This window comes from Romboutsia sp. (genome assembly GCF_051659545.1).
Classification (GTDB): Bacteria; Bacillota; Clostridia; order Peptostreptococcales; family Peptostreptococcaceae; genus JBOFOR01.
On sequence record NZ_JBOFOR010000042.1, the window covers coordinates 1 to 21,334 of the forward strand.

A 21,334-nucleotide genomic window follows, 5' to 3' on the forward strand; every position below is an offset into this window, starting at 1 on the left:
TCATTAGTTTCCTCCCTATTTTTCTTTTTATTAAATTTAAAAGAGTATTTTAGCAATGAGAAAGTATACATTAAAAATTTTGCTAATGCAACGATTTTTTTGAAAATGAAATAATTTGCTATAAGGAGAAGTGTATTTAATTTGTAATAAATTTCTTATAAAGATAATCATTATAGTAGTATATATTTGCATAAATTACTCATAATAATATTGTAAAATAAAATATAAAAAATTAAAAAAATGTTGACTGCACTACAAAAAGAGTATATAATAGTACTTAGGTAAACAGAAGTCGAAAAAAGTCGAAAATATGATCTATTAGCTCAGTCGGTAGAGCACCTGACTTTTAATCAGGGTGTCCCGCGTTCGAGTCGCGGATGGATCACCAATTAAAAAACATGCTTTAATATAAAAAACTCTTAGATTACTAAGAGTTTTTTGTATTTAAAGAATTTTGGAGGGAAGATATGAGGAACAAATCATCAAAAATAGTTATAGAGTTTATTGGGCTAATAGTAGGATGTTTATTTATAGGTACCGGAATAAATGTGTTTTTTAAGCCGTTTACCATAGCACCAGGTGGACTTAGCGGTCTTTCTCTTGTAATAAGTAAAATGACGGGATTGTCTGTATCGGTAATAATGCTAATTATAGGTATTCCATTGTTATTATTTTCAATAAAAATATTAGGTAAAAAAGATGCTATAAAAACGTTTATAGGAATGATAATGTTATCTGGGGTTATAAAAATAACAGAGCCATTATCGACGATACAAATAACACAAGATGTTTTACTATCGGCAATATCGGGAGCAATAATGTTAGGAATTGGTCTTGGAACAGTATTTAGCGTAGATGGCTCAACAGGAGGAACAGATCTTATAGCACTTATGCTAAATAGAATCTTTCCCAATATACCTGTTCCTAAGTTTTTAATTCTGATTGATGGAATGGTTGTTTTATCAGCAGGCATTGCAAATGGAAATTTAGAAACAGGATTATACTCTGCAATCGCTTTATACATAATAGTAAAGGTAATAGATGCTATAATCTCTGGTTTTGATTACTCTAAGGCATTTATGATAATAACCAATGAGCCAGAAAAATTAAGAAGCGTTATAGTTGATGATATTAAAAGAGGAGTTACAATTTTAGATGGTAAAGGTGGATACACTAATGACCATAAGAATATATTATTTGTTGTTGTAAATAAAAAACAACAAGAAGTATATCTAAAAAGATTAATAAAGCAAGAAGACCCTAACTCTTTTGTTATAGTGAGTGATGTACATGAGGTATTAGGAGAAGGTTTTAAGGCAATAAATATTTAATAAAAAAGAAAGGAAGGTTTTGAAATGGAGGAAATATACAGAATAATTGAAGAGAAAATAAAAGCATCAGGTTATTTAGGTGAAGTAAGCGGTGAAGAAATATACGATGAAATATGTGAAGAGATAGAAGAAAAAGAAGAAGGTAGCTATATATTTATGTCAAAGAAAGAAGATGATGTTCTATTTGAATATAAAATAGATGTAATGGAAGAACAGTTTAATTTATCATACATAGATATAAATGCACCACAAGGTAAATTTCATATAGATTTTGACGCAGAATAGAAGTTTGTAAAAAAATATCTGATTTACAAAAAATATGACGGAAAAAATAATCATCATACAATAAAAAAATTATTTAACAATTAATATATACAAAGTCCTCCTTTTTTTCTTAGCGATATACTATAATATATATAGTATATACAGGAATAAAGGAGGATTTATGCTAGATAAAGGGGAATATATAAAAATACTTTTGGAAAGCCCTATACCTTGCATGTGGGCTGAATTACAAGAAGATAAAAATGAAAAAGTATATTATATAAATATATTAGGGGCCAATGAAAAATTAAAAGAGATTAGTAAAAACATAATTAAAGAAAATATATCTTACAAAATAAGTAGTAAAAAATATGATTATTTAATAAATGTAGTAAAAAATTCAAAACAAGCAAAAAAAGATTCAATAGTGGAATTGGTTAAATTTGAAGAAGCTTTTTATAAATTGGATATAAATCACATATCAGAAGATAAATATATGTTTTGGTATACAGAAAAAATAGATACAGTAAGAGAAAAAGGAATTATAAGCAGTGGTATTTCTGATACAAAAATGTTGGAGTTAATAAGCGATACTATACCAGATAGTATATTTTTTAAAGATATAAATGGAGTGTTTAGACATTGTAATAAAGTATTTGCAGAAAATAGAAATTTAACAAAAGAAGACGTCATTGGAAAAGTAGAAAAAGATATAAATACACCTGATATAAAAATAAAAAAATATCAACTAGAAGAAGAAGAAATAATAAAATCTAAAAAAACATCTATAAATAATAGTACCTTATTATGTAAAGATGGAAGGGTAAAATATCTTGAAACTATAAAAGTACCTTTAATAGACGAACATAAAACGGTAGCTGGGGTATTAGGAATAGCTAGAGATATATCTCACAGAAAAGAAGCGGAAGAAGAATTTGAAAGACTTAGAATGGAGTTTTTTGCAAATTTATCCCATGAGTTTAAAACACCTTTAAATCTTATTTTTAGTTCAATACAATTAATTGAATTTATGATAGATAGAGATAAAAATAATAAAAAATATAGGATGTATACAAATATAATTAAGCAAAATGGGTATAGGTTGCTAAAAATAGTAAATAATTTAATTGATAGTACAAGACTTAGCTCAGGGTGCTTAGAGTATAATCCTCAAAATTATAATATGGTAGAATTCATAGAAAATATATGCGATTCAGTACAATATTATGCGCAGCAAGAAAGTATTACTTTAATATTCGATACTAATCTAGAAGAAAAAGTAATGGCTTTTGATTTAGAAAAGATGGAAAGAATAATACTAAACTTATTATCAAATGCAATTAAGTATAATAGAGAAAGAGGAAAAATTGAAGTAAAATTAAACTTTGAAGAAGAATATCTACATATAAAAGTAAGAGACAGTGGAGTTGGAATACCAAAGGATAAATTAAATGATGTATTTAAGTTATTTAAACAAATAAATAATAGAATAACGAAACTAAGTGAAGGTAGTGGAATTGGATTATCTATAGTTAAATCATTAGTAGATTTACATGATGGTAGTATAAAAGTATATAGTGCTGAAGGTGTAGGAAGCGAATTTTTAATAAAGATACCTATAGATTTATGTACAAAAGAAAAAGACGAAAAAATACCTGTCAAATACAACCGATATGTAGAAACTATTGATATAGAGTTTTCTGATATATATTCTATTATAAAGTAGATAGAGAAAATCTCATTTTTGAGATGACTCTATTATTTTTTTACGCTTATTACATGAAAAATTAGTATAATTAAAAGTTAATAAAATAACTATTGAATTTTTATTGAAAAATATACAGAATGTTAATACAATTATAATAAAAACAGAATATATCCAAGGGAGATTAGTGGGAGATACCTTTTAAACAAGGAGCCGAAGGAGAAATTTAAAAATTGCCAATTTTTAAAGAAACTCTCAGGCAAGAATACCGTTAATTGATGGACCTCTGGAAAGGCTTATTTTATATAAGCCACCGAAGAAGCAAAATAATTAAAATTATTGAAACTTTCAGGTTAGTATACAGAGTATATAGGCGAGACTATTTGTCGTGTTTATGTACTCTGTTTTTGTATGCAAAAATATAATAGGGAGGATTAGAAATGGAAGAGCTTAAATACACAACACTATATGAGACGCATAAAGAAATGGGAGCTAAGTTTTTAGCATTTTCAGGATGGGATATGCCACTAGAGTACGAAAGTATGTTAAGAGAACATAATGCAGTAAGAGAAAGAGCGGGGCTATTTGATGTATCTCATATGGGAGAAGTATTGGTAGAAGGAATAGAAGCAGAAAAAATTGTTCAAAACTTGGTTACAAATGATATAAAGACTTTAAATGAAAATCAAGTTATATATACTTTGATGTGCTATGAAGATGGTGGAGTAGTAGATGATTTATTAGTTTATAAATACAACAGTAATAAGTTTTTACTAGTAATAAATGCAGGTAATATAGATAAAGACATAAGTTGGATAAGAGAAAATAGCAAAGGATATAATGTAGAAATAAAAGACATTTGTGAGGAAACTTCACAATTAGCAATTCAAGGTCCAAAAGCACAAGAAATATTACAGAAAATTGTAGAAGTAGATTTAAACGATATAGAGTTTTTCTACTTTAGAGATGATATTAAAGTATGTAACTTATCTTGTATGATTTCAAGAACTGGATATACAGGGGAAGATGGATTTGAAATTTATTGTGAAAATAAATATGTAAAAACTATATGGAATGAAATTTTAAAAGCAGGAAAAGAAGATATAAAACCAATCGGTCTAGGGGCTAGAGATACATTAAGATTTGAAGCTTGTCTACCTCTTTATGGAAATGAAATAAATGAAAATATTACTCCACTAGAAGGAGGGATTTCATATTTTGTAAAACTAGATAAATCAAACTTTATTGGAAAAGAAGCTTTAGTAAAACAAAAACAAGATGGATTAAAAAGAAAACTGGTAGGGTTTGAATTATTAGGTAAAGGTATAGCAAGACAAGGTTATGAAGTAAAATTAGAAGATAAAGTAATTGGATTAGTAACTACAGGATATTCATCACCTACATTAAACAAAGCAATAGGGTTAGCCCTAATAGATAGCCAATATGCAAACTTAGGAACAGAAATAGACATAGTAATAAGAAAAAAATTAGTAAAAGCTAAAATAATATCTAAGCCTTTTTACAAAAAACAATATAAAAAAGAAACAGTCGTAGAAACTAAAGCTGATGAAAGTAATAATGAATACTCTTATATACCAACAACTAAGGAAGATAAATTAAAAATGTTAGAAAAAATAGGAGTAAATTCAGTTGAAGACTTATTTAATGATATTCCAAAAGAATTAAGATTAAACAGACCACTAAAACTAGAAAATGGAAAATCAGAATTAGAAGTAAGCAGAAAAATAAAAAGCTTAGGAAAACAAAACATAAACCTAGAAAAATTAACTTGCTTCTTAGGTGCAGGAGCATATGATCATTACATCCCATCACTTATAAAGCATATAACTTCAAGAAGTGAATTTTACACAGCGTATACACCATATCAAGCAGAAATAAGCCAAGGAACTCTTCAAGTAATATTTGAATTTCAATCAATGATAACAGAACTTACAGGAATGGAAATAGCAAATGCATCTATGTATGATGGAGCAACAGCAGCAGTGGAAGCTTGCCTAATGGCAGCAGTTCAAACTAAAAGAAATAAAATAATAGTATCGAAGACAACACATCCAGAAACTAGAAAAGTATTATACACTTACGCTAGATTTAGTGATTTAAAAGTAGTAGAAGTAGACTTCTGCAGCGAATATGGAATGACAGATATAAACAAATTAAAAGAAAATATAGATAAAGAAACAGCATGTGTACTTGTTCAAAACCCAAATTTCTTTGGAATAATAGAAGAAATGGAAGTAATAGAAAAAATAGTTCATGCTAATAAAGCATTACTAGTTATGAGTGTAGACCCTATATCCTTAGGAGTATTAAGAACACCAGGTGAGATAGGAGCAGATATAGTTGTGGGAGAGGCTCAAGCTTTAGGTAATCCAACTAATTTTGGAGGACCTTATGTAGGTTTTTTAGCAACAAAATCAAAGTACTCAAGAAAAATGCCAGGAAGAATAGTAGGTCAAAGTATAGATACTGAAGGTAAAAAAGCCTATGTATTAACTTTACAAGCTAGAGAGCAACATGTAAGGAGAGAAAAAGCAACTTCAAATATATGTTCAAATCAAGCATTAAATGCACTTACAGCTTCTATATATATGGCAACATTAGGAAAAGAAGGTTTCAAAGAAGTTGGTTATCAAAGTATGAAAAAAGCGCATTATACTTATAACAAACTTGTAGAAAGTGGAAAATATAAACCTATATTTAAAGGTAAATTCTTCAAAGAATTTGCACTATTATGCCCTACTGAAGTAGGTATAATAAATAATAATTTATTGGAAAATAACATTTTAGGTGGGTATAATCTAGAAAATTATTATAAAGAGTTAAAAGATAGTACATTAATATGTGTAACTGAAAAAAGAACAAAAGAAGAAATAGATAAATTAGTTGAAACTCTTTGTTCAGAAGAGATAGAAAAAATTTCAGACTTAGTAAGATTAGTTCAATGTGTGGAGGAAATATAATGAAAGAATATAATAGCTTATTAATAGATATTTCTAAAAAAGGTAGAAAAGCATACTCACTTCCTAAGCTTGATATAGAAGATATAAAAATAGGGGATATGCTAGATGCTAAGATGCTTAGAAGTGAAGAATTAAATTTACCAGAGCTAAGTGAACTAGATGTTGTTAGACATTATACTCTATTATCTAGTAAAAACTTTGGTGTAGACACAGGTTTTTACCCATTAGGTTCTTGTACTATGAAGTACAATCCTAAAATAAATGAAGATATGGCTTATCTTTCAGATTTTACAGAGATGCATCCTTATCAACCGATTGAAACTACGCAAGGTTCTCTTGGAATGATGTACGATTTATCAAATATGTTAGCTGAAATTACAGGTATGGATGCAGTAACACTTCAACCATCAGCAGGTTCTCATGGGGAGCTGCTAGGGCTTATGATGATTAAGGATTATCATAAAAACAGAGGAGAAAACAAAAGAACTAAGGTCATAGTACCTGATTCAGCACATGGAACAAACCCAGCAAGTGCTGCTATGGCAGGTTTTAAGGTTGTTCAAATAGAATCAGATAAAAATGGAGCTGTAGATTTAGAAAAATTAAAAGAAGTATTAAATGATGAGGTAGCGGCATTAATGCTTACAAATCCAAGTACACTAGGATTGTTTGAAGAAAATATAAAAGAAATCTCAGAAATGGTTCATGAAGCAGGCGGACTTTTATATTACGATGGAGCAAACATGAATGCAATTATGGGTATAACTAGACCTGGAGATATGGGGTTTGATGTAGTTCATTTAAATTTACACAAAACATTTTCAACTCCACATGGAGGTGGAGGTCCTGGAAGTGGTCCTGTAGGAGTTAAAAAGGAATTAATACCATTCTTACCAGTACCAGTAGTAGAAAAAACTGAAGAAAATTATACTTTAAACTATGATAAACCACTTTCTATAGGTAAAATTAAGAATTTTTATGGTAATTTTGGAGTAATGTTAAAAGCTTATACTTATATATTAACAATGGGAAATGAAGGATTAAAAGAAGCAAGTACAATGGCGGTTTTAAATGCTAACTATATAAAAGAAAATCTAAAAGAATACTATTATTTACCAATAGACAGAATATGTAAACATGAATTTGTATTAGGAGGATTATCAAAAGGAGTAAGTGATATTAAAACTATGGATATAGCTAAGAGATTGCTTGACTATGGATATCATCCACCTACAATTTACTTCCCTTTGATAATAAGTGAAGCACTTATGATAGAACCAACAGAAAGTGAAAGCTTAGAAACTATAGATGAGTTTATAGATGCTATGAAAAAAATAGCTCAGGAAGCTAAAGAAGATCCAGATTTACTAAAAACTGCACCACACAATACTCTTATAAAAAGAGTGGATGATGCAAGATCAGTAAAAGTTCCTATATTAACTTGGAATCAAAGATAAAATATTAAAGTACAATATAACAAAAAAGAGGATAATATCAAGATTATCCTCTTTTTGCGAGCTAAAGTATATTAAATAGTACAATATATATATAGTTATTAATTATTCTCTAAAAAGCACAAAAATATAAAGGGAAAGTGGATTCTTATGTAGAATAAAGCTTTTTATAGGTATATTATTATAGTGTAAGGAGATGTATAAATTAATGAAAAAGTTATGCAAATTTACAATCACTTCTGTGCTTGTTTTATTTTTTGCATTTTTTATAAATAACCAGACTAATAGTATTTATGGAATGGATAGTATAAATGAAAAGTTTAATGTACTTGTAATAAACTCCTATCATCAAGGTGATTATTGGGAGAAGTATATCATTGAAGGATTAGAAAAAACTATAAAAAATGAAAAACATGAAAATAATATAAATTTACACATTGAGTATTTGAATATTGATGAAAGTAATAGTAAGGAATATCTAAATTCAGTAAAAAAGATGTTAGAAGTAAAATATCCCAAGGGAACAATCGATGCTATTTATGCAATCGATGATATAGCATATGAAGTTTTTTTAAAAGAAATAGTTAATAAAAAAAGTGTTTTTTATCATAAGCCTCTTGTATTTAGTAGTGTAAATAAAAAATTGAATATTAGTTCAGAACAAGAAAAATATACAGTTGGAATGTATAGCATTGATCATAGTTTAGGATTATTTTCATTTATAAGAAATTTAACTCCTGAGGTGAAAAATATTAATGTAATATTAGATGAATCTAGTTATTGTGATACTGTTAAATATGAAATGGACAAATTATTACGAGTATATCTAGAATCGTATATAAATATAAACTATATAAGAAGTAACTATATTGAAGATATAGTTACTAATATAGACAATATGAAAGAGAAGAAGGATACAGTTAACATTATAATGGGAAAGTTTAAAAATAGTGATTTTAATAAATATTTAAAGCCTAAAGAAACAGTAGACATTATAAAAAATCATACTAAAAATCCTATATATACAAATACCCAAATATATTTAAATGCAGGTGTTTTAGGTGGATATGTAGAAATAGGACAAGAATTTGGCAAGATAGCAGCAAAAACTTTAATTCAACTTGAAGATGGCAAAAGCATTGTAAATATGGAAAGTGGAGTTCAAGAAAAGTCAACTGAAGTAGTAGACTATAAAAGTATATATGAGTATAAAATTAACCCATTTAATGTAGGTAATAATGTAGAAGTAATAAATAAAAAACCGTATCAAATTCTAATTCCTACTTGGATGAAGGGTGCTTATTTATTAATATTATTTTTAGTAATAATAATACTAAGTCAGTATATAAATATATGTATGAAAAGCAAAAAGAAAGAAGAAGAAAAAAAATTTTCAAAAGAAAGAGAAAAATTAATGACTGAATTTATAATAAACTTAAGTCATGAATTAAGAACTCCTATAAATGTAATTTTAAATACCAGCAAAATAATGGAATTAAATATTAATAAAAATAACATTAACAAAGAAGATATGGTAGATAAATTACAAAATATTAATCAAAATTCTTACAGATTATTAAAAATTGCTAACAACATTATAGACCTTACAAAAATAAAAGATGGTATGTTAGAGTTGAATATAGAAAACTGTAATATAGTAAGTATAGTAGAAGAAATATTTATATCTTCCATACATGTAGGTAAAAAGAAAAAAATTAAAATGATATTTGATACGGATGTAGAGGAAATAATAACAGCAATAGATATTTTCCAAATACAAAGAGTAGTATTAAATCTTTTATCAAATGCAATTAAGTTTACAAATGAAGGTGGATTAGTATTATTGAGTATTAAAAAAGAAGAAAAAGAAAATGTAGTTATTGAAGTTAGCGATACAGGTATAGGTATACCAAAGGAAAAGCTAAACTGTATATTTGATAGTTTTTATCAAGTTGACAATTCTCTTACTAGAAAAAATGAAGGAAGTGGAATTGGACTTTGTATATCAAAGGATATAATAGAAGTACATAATGGAAGAATCGAAGTTAAGAGCGAAGAAAATAGAGGTTCTATTTTTAGAGTATATATTCCAATAAAAACAATAGAAGAAAACTGGGAACTTGATAAGCTAAAGATAATTAAAACTGGAAAAATTGTGGACTTAGAAATGTCAGATATATAGCAGTAGTGACTATTTAAAAATTAAATAGTATAAAAATATAAAAAAGAAGGAAAATTTCCTTCTTTTTTTATATACAAATACAAAATAAAAATACATAAAGTAAAAAATACATAAAAATTAAAAAATACATAAAATACAATAAATATATAAAATGGAAAATTTTATTTAACTTAAATTTAACATAACAAAATAGAAAATAAGATTATAATAGGATGTAGTAAGAAACAAATGAAACAAGGGGGCACAAAAAAATGAGTAAACAAGAAAACAAAAAACTGCCTAAAGAAGCATATGGTGGAGTAGCTGGTAAAGACTACGTTCCATACATAACAGGTAAGTCAAACACAGGTGGAAACGCAGCAGTACTGATAATAGGTCTAGTGCTAGCAGCAGTCTTTGCAGCATCAACAGCATACTCAGGTATGAAAGCAGGTCTTACAGTAGCAGCAGGTATACCTGGAGCTATAATAGGATCAGCACTTGTAGGTGTATTTGCTAAAGAAAAAGGTATATTAGGGAAAAATATTATACAAGGTATGGCAAGTGGTGGAGAATCAGTTGCAAGTGGTCTTATATTTGTATTACCTTCAGTTATCCTAATAGGAAGTCAAGTTACTTTCGTAGAAGGTTTAGCTGTAGGTATTGGTGGGGTATTATTTGGAATAGGATGTACAGCATTAGTTCATAATTATTTAATAGTTGAAGAACATGGAAAACTTATGTATCCAGAAGCTATGGCAATATCAGAAACATTAGTAGCTTCAGAAGCTGGAGGAGACTCTATAAAATACATGGGTATTGGATTTGGAATAAGTGGTGTGCTTACTTTAATATCAAGTTCATTCTTAAACGTAACTAACAACGTTATAAGTTATGTAAGTAACTCATTCTATAAGTGGAAGTTCCAAGTAGAAGTAAATCCTCTTCTTTTAGGGATAGGGTTTATAGTAGGTCTTGAAATATCATTAACTATGTTTGCAGGATCTCTATTAGCTAACTTTGGTATAATGCCTTTAATAGGATACTTTGCTGAAATGGCTAAAGATGGAATAATGGTATGGAATAATCCTTCAATGCCAATTAACCAAATGGATGTAAATGTTATAGGAAGCAGTTATGTAAAATACATAGGTGCAGGAATGATGCTTTGTGGTGGTATAATAGGGGCTATCAAATTAATACCAACAATAATAGCATCAGTAAAAGAAACTCTTAATGCAAAATCAAGTGTTTCTGGAAACGAAGATGGTAAATCTTTTCAAAATGTAATATTATTAGGTGGAATAATATTAGGATTCGTAGGAGCATTCATAATATCAGGAAACGTTGTAATGGCAATAGTAGGAGCAATATTATCATTGGTATTATCTTTATTATTTGTAATAGTTGCAGGTCGTCTTACAGGTACAATAGGAACATCAAACCTTCCAGTATCAGGTATGACAATAGCATCTTTAGTTATAGTAACATTAGTATTTGTTATAATGGGATGGACTACTAAAGGCGACAATAGGTCATTACTATTATTTGGTTCATTTATAGTAGTTTCTATAGCTATGGCTGGAGGATACAGTCAATCTCAAAAAGTAACTTACGTAATGGGTGGTAGTAAAAATGAAATGCAAAAATACTTCACTTTAGCAAGTATAGTAGGGGTAGTAGTTGTTACAGGAACAATATTATTACTTGCAGATCAACTTGCTGTAACTGGTGAAGGAGCAGCGTTTGCTTTACCACAAGCTAACTTAATGTCAACATTAACTTCAGGTATAATGTCTGGTGAATTACCATGGGTTATGATAATAGTGGGTGTATTTATGGCGCTAGTATTATACTTCTTAAATTTACCAATAATGACTATAGCTATAGGATTCTACTTACCAATAGCTACAACTTCAATAATATTAGTTGGAGCATTAATACGTGTGTTTGTTGAAAAAACATCTAAGAAGGAAGAAGAAAAAGAAACTAAAGTTTCAAATGGTATAAGTTTATCATCAGGACTTGTTGCAGGTGGATCAATAGTAGGACTATTAGGTATAATATTCCAAGTATCTGGAATTATAACAGTAGGTACTCCAGCTGGATTTGCAGCAGGAAATGGAATGGCTATAATCTTATTAGTAGCTTTAGCAGTTCTAGTTGCTATACCAATTGCTTTCGCTAAGGCTAAGCATAATGACTAATAGTGAAATATTAGGTTCTGTATTTCAAAAAAGTGAAAATCTAAAATACGACGTAAGTAGTAATGGAACAGTAACTATATCTGAAGAACAGAATCATTGGGTACAAAATTTTTTAAGAAAAATAAAATTTAAGATTCCTACTTATAAAAATATTGAACTAGATGAATACGGTAGTTATGTGTTTTTACAAATTGATGGTAAGAAAAATATTGAAGAAATTGGTAAATATTTAGAAATACAATTTGGAAATAGTATTAATCCTCTTTATGAAAGGTTAATAATATTTTTAAATCATATTGAAGTGAATTGTAAATACATTGAAAAAATAAATTAATAAATATAGATATAGAGAGCTGAAATGCTCTCTATTTTTTATTAAAAATGTAAAACATTGATAAAATATGAAATTAATGCTACACTATTTTATACACTTAATAAAAATACAAACCAAATATTTTATAAGGTATTAAGGAGAAAATGTATGAAAATATTTATAGATACTGCAAATGTAGATGAAATAAGAGAAGCAGCAACTTGGGGAATCTTAGATGGAGTAACAACAAACCCATCATTAATAGCAAAAGAAGGAAGAGATTTAAAAGAAGTAATAAATGAAATATGTGAAATAGTAGATGGACCAATAAGTGCAGAAGTAATAAGCTTAGAAGCTGATAAAATGGTGGAAGAAGCTTTAGAATTAGTTAAATTACATAAAAATATAGTAATAAAATTACCTATGTGTATAGATGGATTAAAAGCAGTTAGCGTATTATCTAAAAAAGGAATAAAAACTAACGTAACTTTAATCTTCTCTTCACAACAAGCGTTACTTGCAGCAAAGGCTGGAGCAACATATGTTAGTCCATTTGTTGGAAGATTAGATGATATAGGTATGGTTGGAACTAATTTAATAGAAGAAGTTTCATCAATATTTAAAATTCATAACATAAAAACAGAAATAATATCTGCAAGTGTGAGAAACCCAATACATGCATCAGAATGTGCATTAGCGGGTTCAGATATAGCTACAATACCATTTGGTGTATTAAAGCAAATGACTAAGCATCCTTTAACTGATATAGGGATAGAAAAGTTTTTAGCTGATTATAAAAATATGTAATAAAATAAGACTAATGCCTTAAAATAGATTAAAGGTATTAGTCTTTATTTATATATAGAGTCTGTAAATTATTATTAAGTAAGATAATAATTTACAGACTTTTTAAATATAAAATAAAAATTGTTATTTACATTACAAAAACGTAAGGAAGATGTAAGGTAATTAAATATGTAAAAAGATTTAATCAGGGTAAAATACATACATAAGATAAAACATGGAGGAAATAAAATATGAAAAACATACTAAATGTAGATAAAATAGAAAAATACTATGGAAATAAGGATAACGTAACAAAAGCTATAGATAACATAAGTTTTAGAGTTGATGAGGGCGAATTTGTAGGTATAATGGGACCTAGTGGTAGTGGTAAGACAACATTACTTAATTGTATATCGACAATAGATAGCGTATCTACTGGAAAGATAATAATAAATAATGAAGATATTACAAAATTAAAATCGAAGAGACTAGATAAGTTTAGACAAAATGAATTAGGATTTATATTCCAAGACTTTAACTTATTGGATACATTAACAGCATATGAAAATATAGCATTAGCTTTAACAATAAAGGGAGAAGATACATCTCAAATAGATGCAAAAGTAAAAGAAGTTGCAAAATACCTTGAGATAGGACAAGTATTAAACAAATACCCTTACCAAATGTCAGGAGGACAAAAACAAAGGGTAGCATCAGCAAGAGCAATAGTAACAAATCCATCGTTAGTATTAGCTGATGAGCCAACAGGGGCTTTAGACTCTAAATCATCAAGATTATTACTTGAGAGATTTGAAAGTTTAAATCAAGAACTAAAAGCTACAATATTAATGGTTACTCATGATGCATTTACAGCAAGTTATGCTCATAGAATATTATTTATCAAAGATGGAAAGATATTCACAGAATTAGTAAGAGGAAATGACACTAGAAAAGAATTCTTTAATAGAATTATGGAAGTCGTAATTTTACTTGGAGGAGATGACAATGTATTCTAAGATAGCCATTGGTAATGTAAGAAAGAGTTTTAAAGACTATAGCATATACTTTTTAACAATAACTTTAGCAGTTTGTATATTTTATAGTTTCAACTCTATAGAATCACAAAAAGCCCTTGTGGAAATGCAAGGCTCAAGTGCTGATTATATAGGAACGTTAGTAAATCTTATTTCTGCCCTATCAGTATTTGTATCTGTAATATTAGGTAGTTTAATATTATATGCAAATAACTTTTTAATAAAAAAGCGTAAAAAAGAGCTAGGAATATATATGACTTTAGGTATGAGTAAAAATAAAATATCTAGAATACTTGTTATAGAAACGCTAATAGTTGGTATATGTTCTTTAGTTAGTGGTTTACTATTAGGACTTATAGCATCACAAGGTTTATCAGTCCTTACTTCAAAATTATTTGAAATTAGTATGAGTGATTATTCTTTTATTATTTCTTTTAAAGCAATAGGCAAGACTGCATTATACTTTGGAATTATGTTTTTACTTGTAATGATATTTAACGTAATAGTTATATCTAAATACAAAATAATAGACTTATTATCTGCAGGTAAAAAAACTGAAGATATAAAAATAAAGAATCCATTTTTATATATTATTGCATTTATAGTATGCTTAGTATCTATTGTCACAGCATACATGTTAGTAACAGAAGTTGGGCTTGATATTGGTAATATAAAATTCCAAGCTTCTATATTATTAGGTGTAGTGGGAACCGTATTATTTTTCTTTAGTTTATCAGGATTTGGATTGTATATAATAAAGAAAAATAAAAAAATATACTTTAAAGGATTAAATATATTTGTGGTTAAACAAATAAACAGTAAAGTAAACACAAATTTTATATCTATGTCTATAATATGTTTAATGTTATTTTTAACTATGGGAATATTATCTACAGGAATAAGTTTCAAGAACTCATTAGAATCAGGATTAGAGAAATCTACGCCATATGATGCAAGTGCTCGTTCATATATTTACGGTGAAAAGGGTCTAAAAAGTATAGAAGAAATATTAAAAAGTTCAGGCGTGAAATTTGAGAATGGTGAAAAATATGCTTATTATGATGAGTACTATTCTGAAAATATTACGTTAAATGATGTATTAAACAAGAATATAAGTGAAGAAAGTAAGAAAAAATTAGGTAAATTTGGGAAATGGTCAGTAAATTTTATAAAAGAATCAGAGTATAATGCAGTAAGGGAACTAAACGCTCAAGAGCCAATAGACATAAAAGACAAAGAAGCATTAGTTTTATGTAACACAACTGATACTCTAAAAGTTACAAATGATTTTTTAAAGAACAATGAAACTATTACAATTAATAATAAAGATTACACTTTAAAAAATAAAAAAGCAATAGAAGATAATTTATCGACAGATAATTTTAGTAGTAATCTATTTACAATAGTATTAAATGACGAGGAAATAAGTAACTTTGATATATACACATCAAATGTAAATATCAATTACCCTAAAGAAGATAGAGAAATATCAGAAGAAAAGTTTTCTAAGCTATTTGAAGATTTTATACATGGTGAGATAGACGAGCAATTTATAAATGGAATGACAAGAGACAGCATTTATTCAGAAAATAAAGGAATGACAACATCTATATTATTTGTAGGAATATACTTAGGAATAATATTCTTAATTGCATCAATGGCAGTACTAGCTCTTCAACAATTATCAGAAGCTAGTGATAGTATAGATAGATATAAATCATTAAAAAGATTAGGTGCTAATGATAAAATGATAGACAAAACTATATTTACACAAACTTTAATATACTTTAGCTTACCATTAGGACTTGCATTTATACATGCAGTAGTAGGTATAAATGTAGCCAATGATTTTATAGCAATGTTTAATAAGCCGGATATAGGAACATCATCATTATTTACAGCTTTAATATTTACAATAGTGTATGTAGGATACTTCTATGCCACATACACAGGATATAAAAATATAATAAAAAACTCATAAATTCAATAAAGTAAAAGAGCCATAGTAATTTAAAAATATATCCTATAGAGTAGAAGGTAAAAAAGTCTACCCTATAGGATTTTTTACGTTTAAGTAAATGTGAGATATGAAGTATTTTACCAATAGGTTGCTCAAGGGAAGTAAATTTTTTATTATAGTTGATAAATTAAGATTACAAATGTAATATTTAATTAAATTACAAATGTAATCCTAAGGAGGGATAGATGTGATACAAGTTAGTGAAGCAGAGTTAGAAGTAATGAAAGTTGTATGGGAGTTTAAAAGTGCAACAAGTGCACAGATTATACAAAAACTTGAAGAAAGTACAGAGTGGAAACCAAAAACTATACAAACATTAATAACTAGATTAGTAGGAAAAGAAGCTTTAAATGTAGATAAAACCAACAAAAAAATGTATATATATACTCCAAATATAGGAGAACATGAATATAAAAATTATGCAAATGAATCATTCTTACAAAAACTTTATAACGGTTCAGTAAACCTAATGCTATCAAGTTTTATCAAAGATAAAAAACTTTCAAAAGAAGAAATTAACGAACTAAAGAAAATGCTAGATGAAGAAAATTAATATAAAGGTGGGTTAAAATGCAAGAGTTAGGGGGGTTAATTTTACAAGCATCCTTTTATGGATCAATAGTTGCTGTAGTTATTATTTTAAGTAAAACTATTATAAAAGATAGTATAAATGCAAAATATCATTATTTAATATGGTTATTGCTTGTAGTAAAACTAATAATACCATTTGGACCACAAAGTGATATGAGTTTGTTTAATAAAATACCAGTTAACAGTGTTTATGAAACAAATATAAGTTATAAGAATATTGAAAATAGCACAATGGAAGTAAAACCATCAGAAAAAGAAGTTCAACAAGTCAGTAACACTGATACAACCGTTATCTCAAAGTCAAGTAACACAAATAAAATAAATCCGTATATACCGATAGTCTGGATGATAGTAACTATTAATACATTAGCGGTATTTATAAGTTCCTATTATTTGATTCATAGAACCTTTAAAAAAGAAAATCAAAGTGTAGATGAAAATAAATATGAAATCTTAAAAAATTGCAAAAATAAAATGGGAGTAAAATCTGATATAAAATTAATGATAAATGATTCTGTAAAAACACCATCATTACTAGGTATAATAAAACCGAAAATATTAATACCACAATCAATGATTAATCTATCAGACAAAGAACTAGAGTATATATTTTTACATGAAATTTCTCATCACAAAAGAAAAGATATACTAATTAACTACATATTAATAATACTTCAAAGTATTCACTGGTTTAATCCAATAATATGGTATTCATTTAAAAAAATGAGAGAAGATATGGAAATTGCAACAGATGAAATGGTTCTTAAAACAATCAATGAAGAGGAACACAAAGAATACGGAAAAGCTATATTAACAGTACTTGAAAGAATTAAAAGCTCTAAAAATACTATTGGTGTAATAGGAATGATAGATGACAAAAAGACTATTAAAAAGAGAATAAGAAGAATAAAAAATATGAAGTTTATGAAAAATAAAAAAGCACTATTTAGTATAGTTGGTGTAATTCTAATACTTACTTTATCGGGAGTACTTCTGACAAGTGCTAGAGAAAATCAAAATAATAAAGGAAATGAAAGTTTAGAGGGGGCAATTTCACAAGCTCTTCTTAATTCAACGATAAAATTTAATGGTTCAGAAGTTGAAACAGAAGGACATATTATTTTAGATAAAGAGGAAAAAAATAATAATATAAAAGTATATATGATTACTAGTACTGGAGAGTTTGGTTTTGAAAATGGAATTTTCACATTATCTTCAGGAACCTCTTGTTTACCAACAGCAATGACGTTTGAAAAAGATAGTAATGGTAATTACAAGTATATCAATAGAGAAGAACTACAAGACGGTGCATACTATGAGGATTCAATAAAAAAAGTGTTTCCAAAGAAACTTTGGGAGAGTGCTTTAAATAGTAACAAATACTATGAGGAACTAACAAAACAACAAGAAGAACAAGCAAAATACTATCTAAAATCAATAAATAGAGAAGCTAAAGTTCAAGGAGATTACGTAGAAAAGAAGCTAGCAGATATTAATGTAGAGGCAGGGAATAAACTATTACAAGATAAAAACTTATCTTCATACCCTTATTGGCTAGGAAGTAGAGAAGAATTAGTTAATGGTCAAAGATATTTATACGAAAAAGCGTACACAAAAAGTGATGGTAATGAATTTATAATATATACAAAGAAAAAAGATGGAAAAGTTGTAGAAGAGTATAAATATAAAATTGTAGGAAGTAATATTGAACTAGTTAAATAAAAAAATTGTCAAATTTGCAAAAAAAATAAAAAATATTGTTTAAAGTAATAATCACCGGGTATATATAGATTATAGCAAATTAAGAAATTAATTTAAAAAATATAAAATTTATATATAGAGTTATGGGAGGATATTATTATGAAAAAATTTGTATGTAAGCCTTGTGGATGGGTATATGAAGGAGAAACTGTTCCAGAAATATGTCCAGTATGTAAAAAAGGATCAGAAGCATTTGAAGAATTAAAAGGTGAAATGACTTGGGCGGATGAGCACAGAATAGGTGTAGCTAAAGATATAGATGAAGAAATATTAGAAGGATTAAGAGCTAACTTTACAGGAGAGTGTACTGAAGTAGGAATGTACTTAGCAATGAGTAGACAAGCTGATAGAGAAGGATACCCAGAAGTAGCAGAAGCATATAAGAGAATAGCATTTGAAGAAGCTGATCATGCTGCTAGATTTGCAGAATTATTAGGTGAAGTAGTAGTAGCAGATACAAAAGCTAACTTAAAAGCAAGAGTTGAAGCAGAATATGGAGCTACAGAAGGAAAATTAAAAATAGCGAAAAGAGCTAAAGAATTAGGATTAGATGCTATACATGATACAGTTCATGAAATGTGTAAAGATGAAGCTAGACATGGTAAAGCATTCTTAGGATTATTAGAAAGACACTTTGGAACTAAATAATAAGTTTTGAATTTTAAAGACTGCAGATAGATTTGTATACAAGCAAATTTTTCTACAGTCTTTTTTTATGTATAAGGAAATTATTACGCACTACTACTAGCTAACTAATAGATATGGTATAGAGAAAGTTTACTTTAAGTTGTACAAAGATTACTAATAAGTAAGATTTATATTGTAAATTTGCAGTTATGGTTTTAACTATAAATATGAAATAAAATATAGACTATAGCAATGATAAAATAATAAATTACAGCAGGTGGTTAAAATGACGTATAAAATGAGATTAACAAGCATTGTAGCTTATACAACACGCAGTATATTGGGAGAATACAGTGATGAAAAATTGAAAGCTCAATTGCTTAATTCTTTAACTTCTTCTTTTGTCTTTAATATTATCAATTATTACAATCAATGCTAAAACAAAAGCATGATCCTCAAAATTGATATCAACAGAATAATTATCAGTAAAGGCAAAAAGTTCCTTATCAGCAACAGCGATAACTTTATTGTCTTTATAAATTTTATAGTTATAATCAAAAATATTACCCTCTATACTTAGATTGCCATATTTACTATCGATTTCTATTTTATCTTTAAAAAAAGTAAATTTTTGATTTACAGATGCAACTACATTATTATTTTCATACATTTCATAAGTACTCATAAATGTCATTAATTTTTCCTTAACAAAATATAAAACATTATCATTTTTCAAAATATCAAATTGTAGTCCCAAAGTCATAAATTTATTATCTACGAAAAAGACTTCTTCATTAAATTCATTTTTTATCCAAAAGTCTTCTTTAAACTTGAAAAACTTTGATTTCATATAATACCTCATAAAATCCCCCTTTTAATTAATATGTATGCTTTATTATATTAAACATTATATTAGATTTACAGGTTAAAATATTTACAAATTTTATACAATAATTAATAATATCTTGAAATAGTAGTGTTTATATAGATAAGTTAATTGAAAATGATGAGATAAATATTATCTTTAAAAATATATCTAATAACAGGTTAAAAAATGGATTATAAAAAAGGTATTAACTAGTTTATAATCTATTATAGAAAGACTACACCTTATAATAGAAAAAACTATAGAATTATAAATAGTTGTGAAGATATAGAAATTAAATATTATGATATACTAGAGGAATACATGGAATAATTATTTGTTTTAAGGAGAAATCATGAATATAAAAATAAGAAGAGAAGAACCAAAAGATTACAGAATAGTAGAAGAGGTTGCTAGAGAAGCATTTTGGAATTTATATTTCCCAGGCTGTGCAGAGCATCTTGCAATCCATAATTTAAGAAAGAGCAAAGATTTTATACCTGAACTTACATTTGTTATAGAACTAGATGATAAAATTGTTGGAAGTATATTTTACTCTCATTCAAAAGTTGTATCTAAAGACGGTGTAGAGCACGATACAATTAGTTTTGGACCAGTTTGTATATTACCAAACTTACATAGAATGGGGCTTGGACGCCAACTAATAACTCATTCAATAGAGGAAGCAAAAAAACTAGGTCATAGAGCTATATTAACTTTAGGTTATCCTTATCACTATGAGCCATATGGTTTTGGTGGAGGAAAAAAATACAACATATCTATGCCTGATGGAAGTTTTCTTAAAGGATTATTAGTATTGCCACTTTACGAAGGTGCACTAGATAATATTTCAGGTTATGCTACTTTCTCTGATGCTCTTGAGATTAGTGAAGAAGAAATTGAAGCGTTTGACAAGAATTTTACTTACAAAGAGAAGAAAGTTCAAGAAAGTCAAAAGGAGTTTGAAATTGCTTGTAGTATGCTAGATTAATAAAAACAAAAAATTGAAAAGATGAGACTTACTTAAAAATAGAGATAAGCCTCTTTTTAATTGCAACTAAATTATAATAGTAAATAAATTTAATGATATTTTTAAATAATTATATATTATTATTATTTAGAAAAAAACTTCTTCAAAAAGTTAGAACCATGTAAATCTACAAATTCAAGAAATTGATTATATTTAAAACGATTACTAAAAGCAAAATACACTACCCTATCATCAGTTGAATTA

16 protein-coding genes, 1 tRNA gene and 2 riboswitches are annotated in these 21,334 nt (G+C 27.4%); of the genes, 16 read left to right on the forward strand and 1 reads right to left on the reverse strand.

What is annotated here, in order from left to right; all coding sequences use genetic code 11:
- Positions 1–312: 312 nt before the first annotated feature.
- The 15 genes from ACRC03_RS02340 (at position 313) to ACRC03_RS02410 (ending at position 19,256) form a co-directional block, all read left to right on the forward strand.
- Positions 313–388 (forward strand) — tRNA-Lys (locus ACRC03_RS02340).
- 79 nt (positions 389–467) lie between these two features.
- Positions 468–1,331, forward strand: a complete 864-nt coding sequence (locus ACRC03_RS02345; RefSeq protein WP_438650943.1) for a YitT family protein — start codon at positions 468–470, stop codon at positions 1,329–1,331.
- Between the two features lie 24 nt (positions 1,332–1,355).
- Positions 1,356–1,616, forward strand: a complete 261-nt coding sequence (locus ACRC03_RS02350; protein ID WP_438650944.1) for a hypothetical protein — start codon at positions 1,356–1,358, stop codon at positions 1,614–1,616.
- A 160-nt stretch (positions 1,617–1,776) separates the two neighbouring features.
- Positions 1,777–3,321, forward strand: a complete 1,545-nt coding sequence (locus tag ACRC03_RS02355) for a PAS domain-containing sensor histidine kinase (protein ID WP_438650945.1) — start codon at positions 1,777–1,779, stop codon at positions 3,319–3,321.
- A gap of 157 nt (positions 3,322–3,478) precedes the next feature.
- Positions 3,479–3,581, forward strand: a riboswitch (glycine riboswitch).
- A 3-nt stretch (positions 3,582–3,584) separates the two neighbouring features.
- Positions 3,585–3,666, forward strand: a riboswitch (glycine riboswitch).
- Positions 3,667–3,740: 74 nt separating this feature from the next.
- The gene (gcvPA, locus tag ACRC03_RS02360) at positions 3,741–6,281 is read left to right on the forward strand and encodes an aminomethyl-transferring glycine dehydrogenase subunit GcvPA (protein WP_438650946.1); all 2,541 of its coding nucleotides are present in this window, start codon (positions 3,741–3,743) and stop codon (positions 6,279–6,281) included.
- Complete coding sequence (gene gcvPB / locus ACRC03_RS02365) at positions 6,281–7,738, forward strand: aminomethyl-transferring glycine dehydrogenase subunit GcvPB (RefSeq protein ID WP_438650947.1); 1,458 nt, start codon at positions 6,281–6,283, stop codon at positions 7,736–7,738. Before gcvPA ends, gcvPB begins: the two co-directional genes overlap by 1 nt.
- A 205-nt stretch (positions 7,739–7,943) precedes the next feature.
- Positions 7,944–9,917 carry an ATP-binding protein gene (locus ACRC03_RS02370; RefSeq protein WP_438650948.1) on the forward strand — a complete coding sequence of 658 codons (1,974 nt, stop codon included), beginning with the start codon at positions 7,944–7,946 and terminating at the stop codon, positions 9,915–9,917.
- Positions 9,918–10,168: 251 nt separating this feature from the next.
- Positions 10,169–12,103: an OPT family oligopeptide transporter gene (locus ACRC03_RS02375; RefSeq protein WP_438650949.1), complete on the forward strand. Its 1,935-nt coding sequence runs from the start codon at positions 10,169–10,171 to the stop codon at positions 12,101–12,103.
- A complete protein-coding gene (locus ACRC03_RS02380) occupies positions 12,096–12,437 on the forward strand; it encodes a PqqD family protein (protein WP_438650950.1) in 342 nt (113 codons plus the stop codon). Before ACRC03_RS02375 ends, ACRC03_RS02380 begins: the two co-directional genes overlap by 8 nt.
- Before the next feature lie 147 nt (positions 12,438–12,584).
- The gene (fsa, locus tag ACRC03_RS02385; protein ID WP_438650951.1) at positions 12,585–13,223 is read left to right on the forward strand and encodes a fructose-6-phosphate aldolase; all 639 of its coding nucleotides are present in this window, start codon (positions 12,585–12,587) and stop codon (positions 13,221–13,223) included.
- A gap of 230 nt (positions 13,224–13,453) precedes the next feature.
- Positions 13,454–14,218 carry an ABC transporter ATP-binding protein gene (locus tag ACRC03_RS02390; protein ID WP_438650952.1) on the forward strand — a complete coding sequence of 255 codons (765 nt, stop codon included), beginning with the start codon at positions 13,454–13,456 and terminating at the stop codon, positions 14,216–14,218.
- Positions 14,208–16,217, forward strand: coding sequence for an FtsX-like permease family protein (locus tag ACRC03_RS02395; protein WP_438650953.1), 2,010 nt, complete (start codon positions 14,208–14,210; stop codon positions 16,215–16,217). The genes ACRC03_RS02390 and ACRC03_RS02395 overlap by 11 nt, the downstream gene beginning before the upstream one ends.
- A 226-nt stretch (positions 16,218–16,443) precedes the next feature.
- On the forward strand, positions 16,444–16,809 hold the full coding sequence (locus ACRC03_RS02400; RefSeq protein WP_438650954.1) for a BlaI/MecI/CopY family transcriptional regulator: 366 nt from the start codon (positions 16,444–16,446) through the stop codon (positions 16,807–16,809).
- Positions 16,810–16,826: 17 nt separating this feature from the next.
- Positions 16,827–18,569 (forward strand): M56 family metallopeptidase, encoded by a 1,743-nt coding sequence (locus ACRC03_RS02405; protein WP_438650955.1) that lies wholly within the window; start codon positions 16,827–16,829, stop codon positions 18,567–18,569.
- A gap of 138 nt (positions 18,570–18,707) precedes the next feature.
- Positions 18,708–19,256 carry a ferritin family protein gene (locus ACRC03_RS02410; protein ID WP_438650956.1) on the forward strand — a complete coding sequence of 183 codons (549 nt, stop codon included), beginning with the start codon at positions 18,708–18,710 and terminating at the stop codon, positions 19,254–19,256.
- A 367-nt stretch (positions 19,257–19,623) separates the two neighbouring features.
- Here the strand turns inward: ACRC03_RS02410 and ACRC03_RS02415 are convergent, their stop codons facing one another.
- On the reverse strand, positions 19,624–20,097 hold the full coding sequence (locus ACRC03_RS02415; protein WP_438650957.1) for an LURP-one-related/scramblase family protein: 474 nt from the start codon (positions 20,095–20,097) through the stop codon (positions 19,624–19,626).
- 358 nt (positions 20,098–20,455) lie between these two features.
- On the opposite strand from ACRC03_RS02415, the gene ACRC03_RS02420 reads away from it, so the two are divergent.
- Complete coding sequence (locus ACRC03_RS02420) at positions 20,456–21,091, forward strand: GNAT family N-acetyltransferase (protein ID WP_438650958.1); 636 nt, start codon at positions 20,456–20,458, stop codon at positions 21,089–21,091.
- Positions 21,092–21,334: the final 243 nt, after the last annotated feature.

Bases quoted from the DNA above. Each gene is read 5' to 3' on its own strand.
- ACRC03_RS02370 (WP_438650948.1), top strand. From the start codon at position 7,944: ATGAAAAAGTTATGCAAATTTACAATCACTTCTGTGCTTGTTTTATTT.
- gcvPA (WP_438650946.1), top strand. From the start codon at position 3,741: ATGGAAGAGCTTAAATACACAACACTATATGAGACGCATAAAGAAATG.
- ACRC03_RS02410 (WP_438650956.1), top strand. From the start codon at position 18,708: ATGAAAAAATTTGTATGTAAGCCTTGTGGATGGGTATATGAAGGAGAA.
- ACRC03_RS02395 (WP_438650953.1), top strand. From the start codon at position 14,208: ATGTATTCTAAGATAGCCATTGGTAATGTAAGAAAGAGTTTTAAAGAC.
- ACRC03_RS02390 (WP_438650952.1), top strand. From the start codon at position 13,454: ATGAAAAACATACTAAATGTAGATAAAATAGAAAAATACTATGGAAAT.
- ACRC03_RS02405 (WP_438650955.1), top strand. From the start codon at position 16,827: ATGCAAGAGTTAGGGGGGTTAATTTTACAAGCATCCTTTTATGGATCA.
- ACRC03_RS02380 (WP_438650950.1), top strand. From the start codon at position 12,096: ATGACTAATAGTGAAATATTAGGTTCTGTATTTCAAAAAAGTGAAAAT.
- ACRC03_RS02355 (WP_438650945.1), top strand. From the start codon at position 1,777: ATGCTAGATAAAGGGGAATATATAAAAATACTTTTGGAAAGCCCTATA.
- ACRC03_RS02350 (WP_438650944.1), top strand. From the start codon at position 1,356: ATGGAGGAAATATACAGAATAATTGAAGAGAAAATAAAAGCATCAGGT.
- ACRC03_RS02375 (WP_438650949.1), top strand. From the start codon at position 10,169: ATGAGTAAACAAGAAAACAAAAAACTGCCTAAAGAAGCATATGGTGGA.
- ACRC03_RS02420 (WP_438650958.1), top strand. From the start codon at position 20,456: ATGAATATAAAAATAAGAAGAGAAGAACCAAAAGATTACAGAATAGTA.
- ACRC03_RS02415 (WP_438650957.1), bottom strand. From the start codon at position 20,097: ATGAGGTATTATATGAAATCAAAGTTTTTCAAGTTTAAAGAAGACTTT.
- gcvPB (WP_438650947.1), top strand. From the start codon at position 6,281: ATGAAAGAATATAATAGCTTATTAATAGATATTTCTAAAAAAGGTAGA.
- ACRC03_RS02345 (WP_438650943.1), top strand. From the start codon at position 468: ATGAGGAACAAATCATCAAAAATAGTTATAGAGTTTATTGGGCTAATA.
- fsa (WP_438650951.1), top strand. From the start codon at position 12,585: ATGAAAATATTTATAGATACTGCAAATGTAGATGAAATAAGAGAAGCA.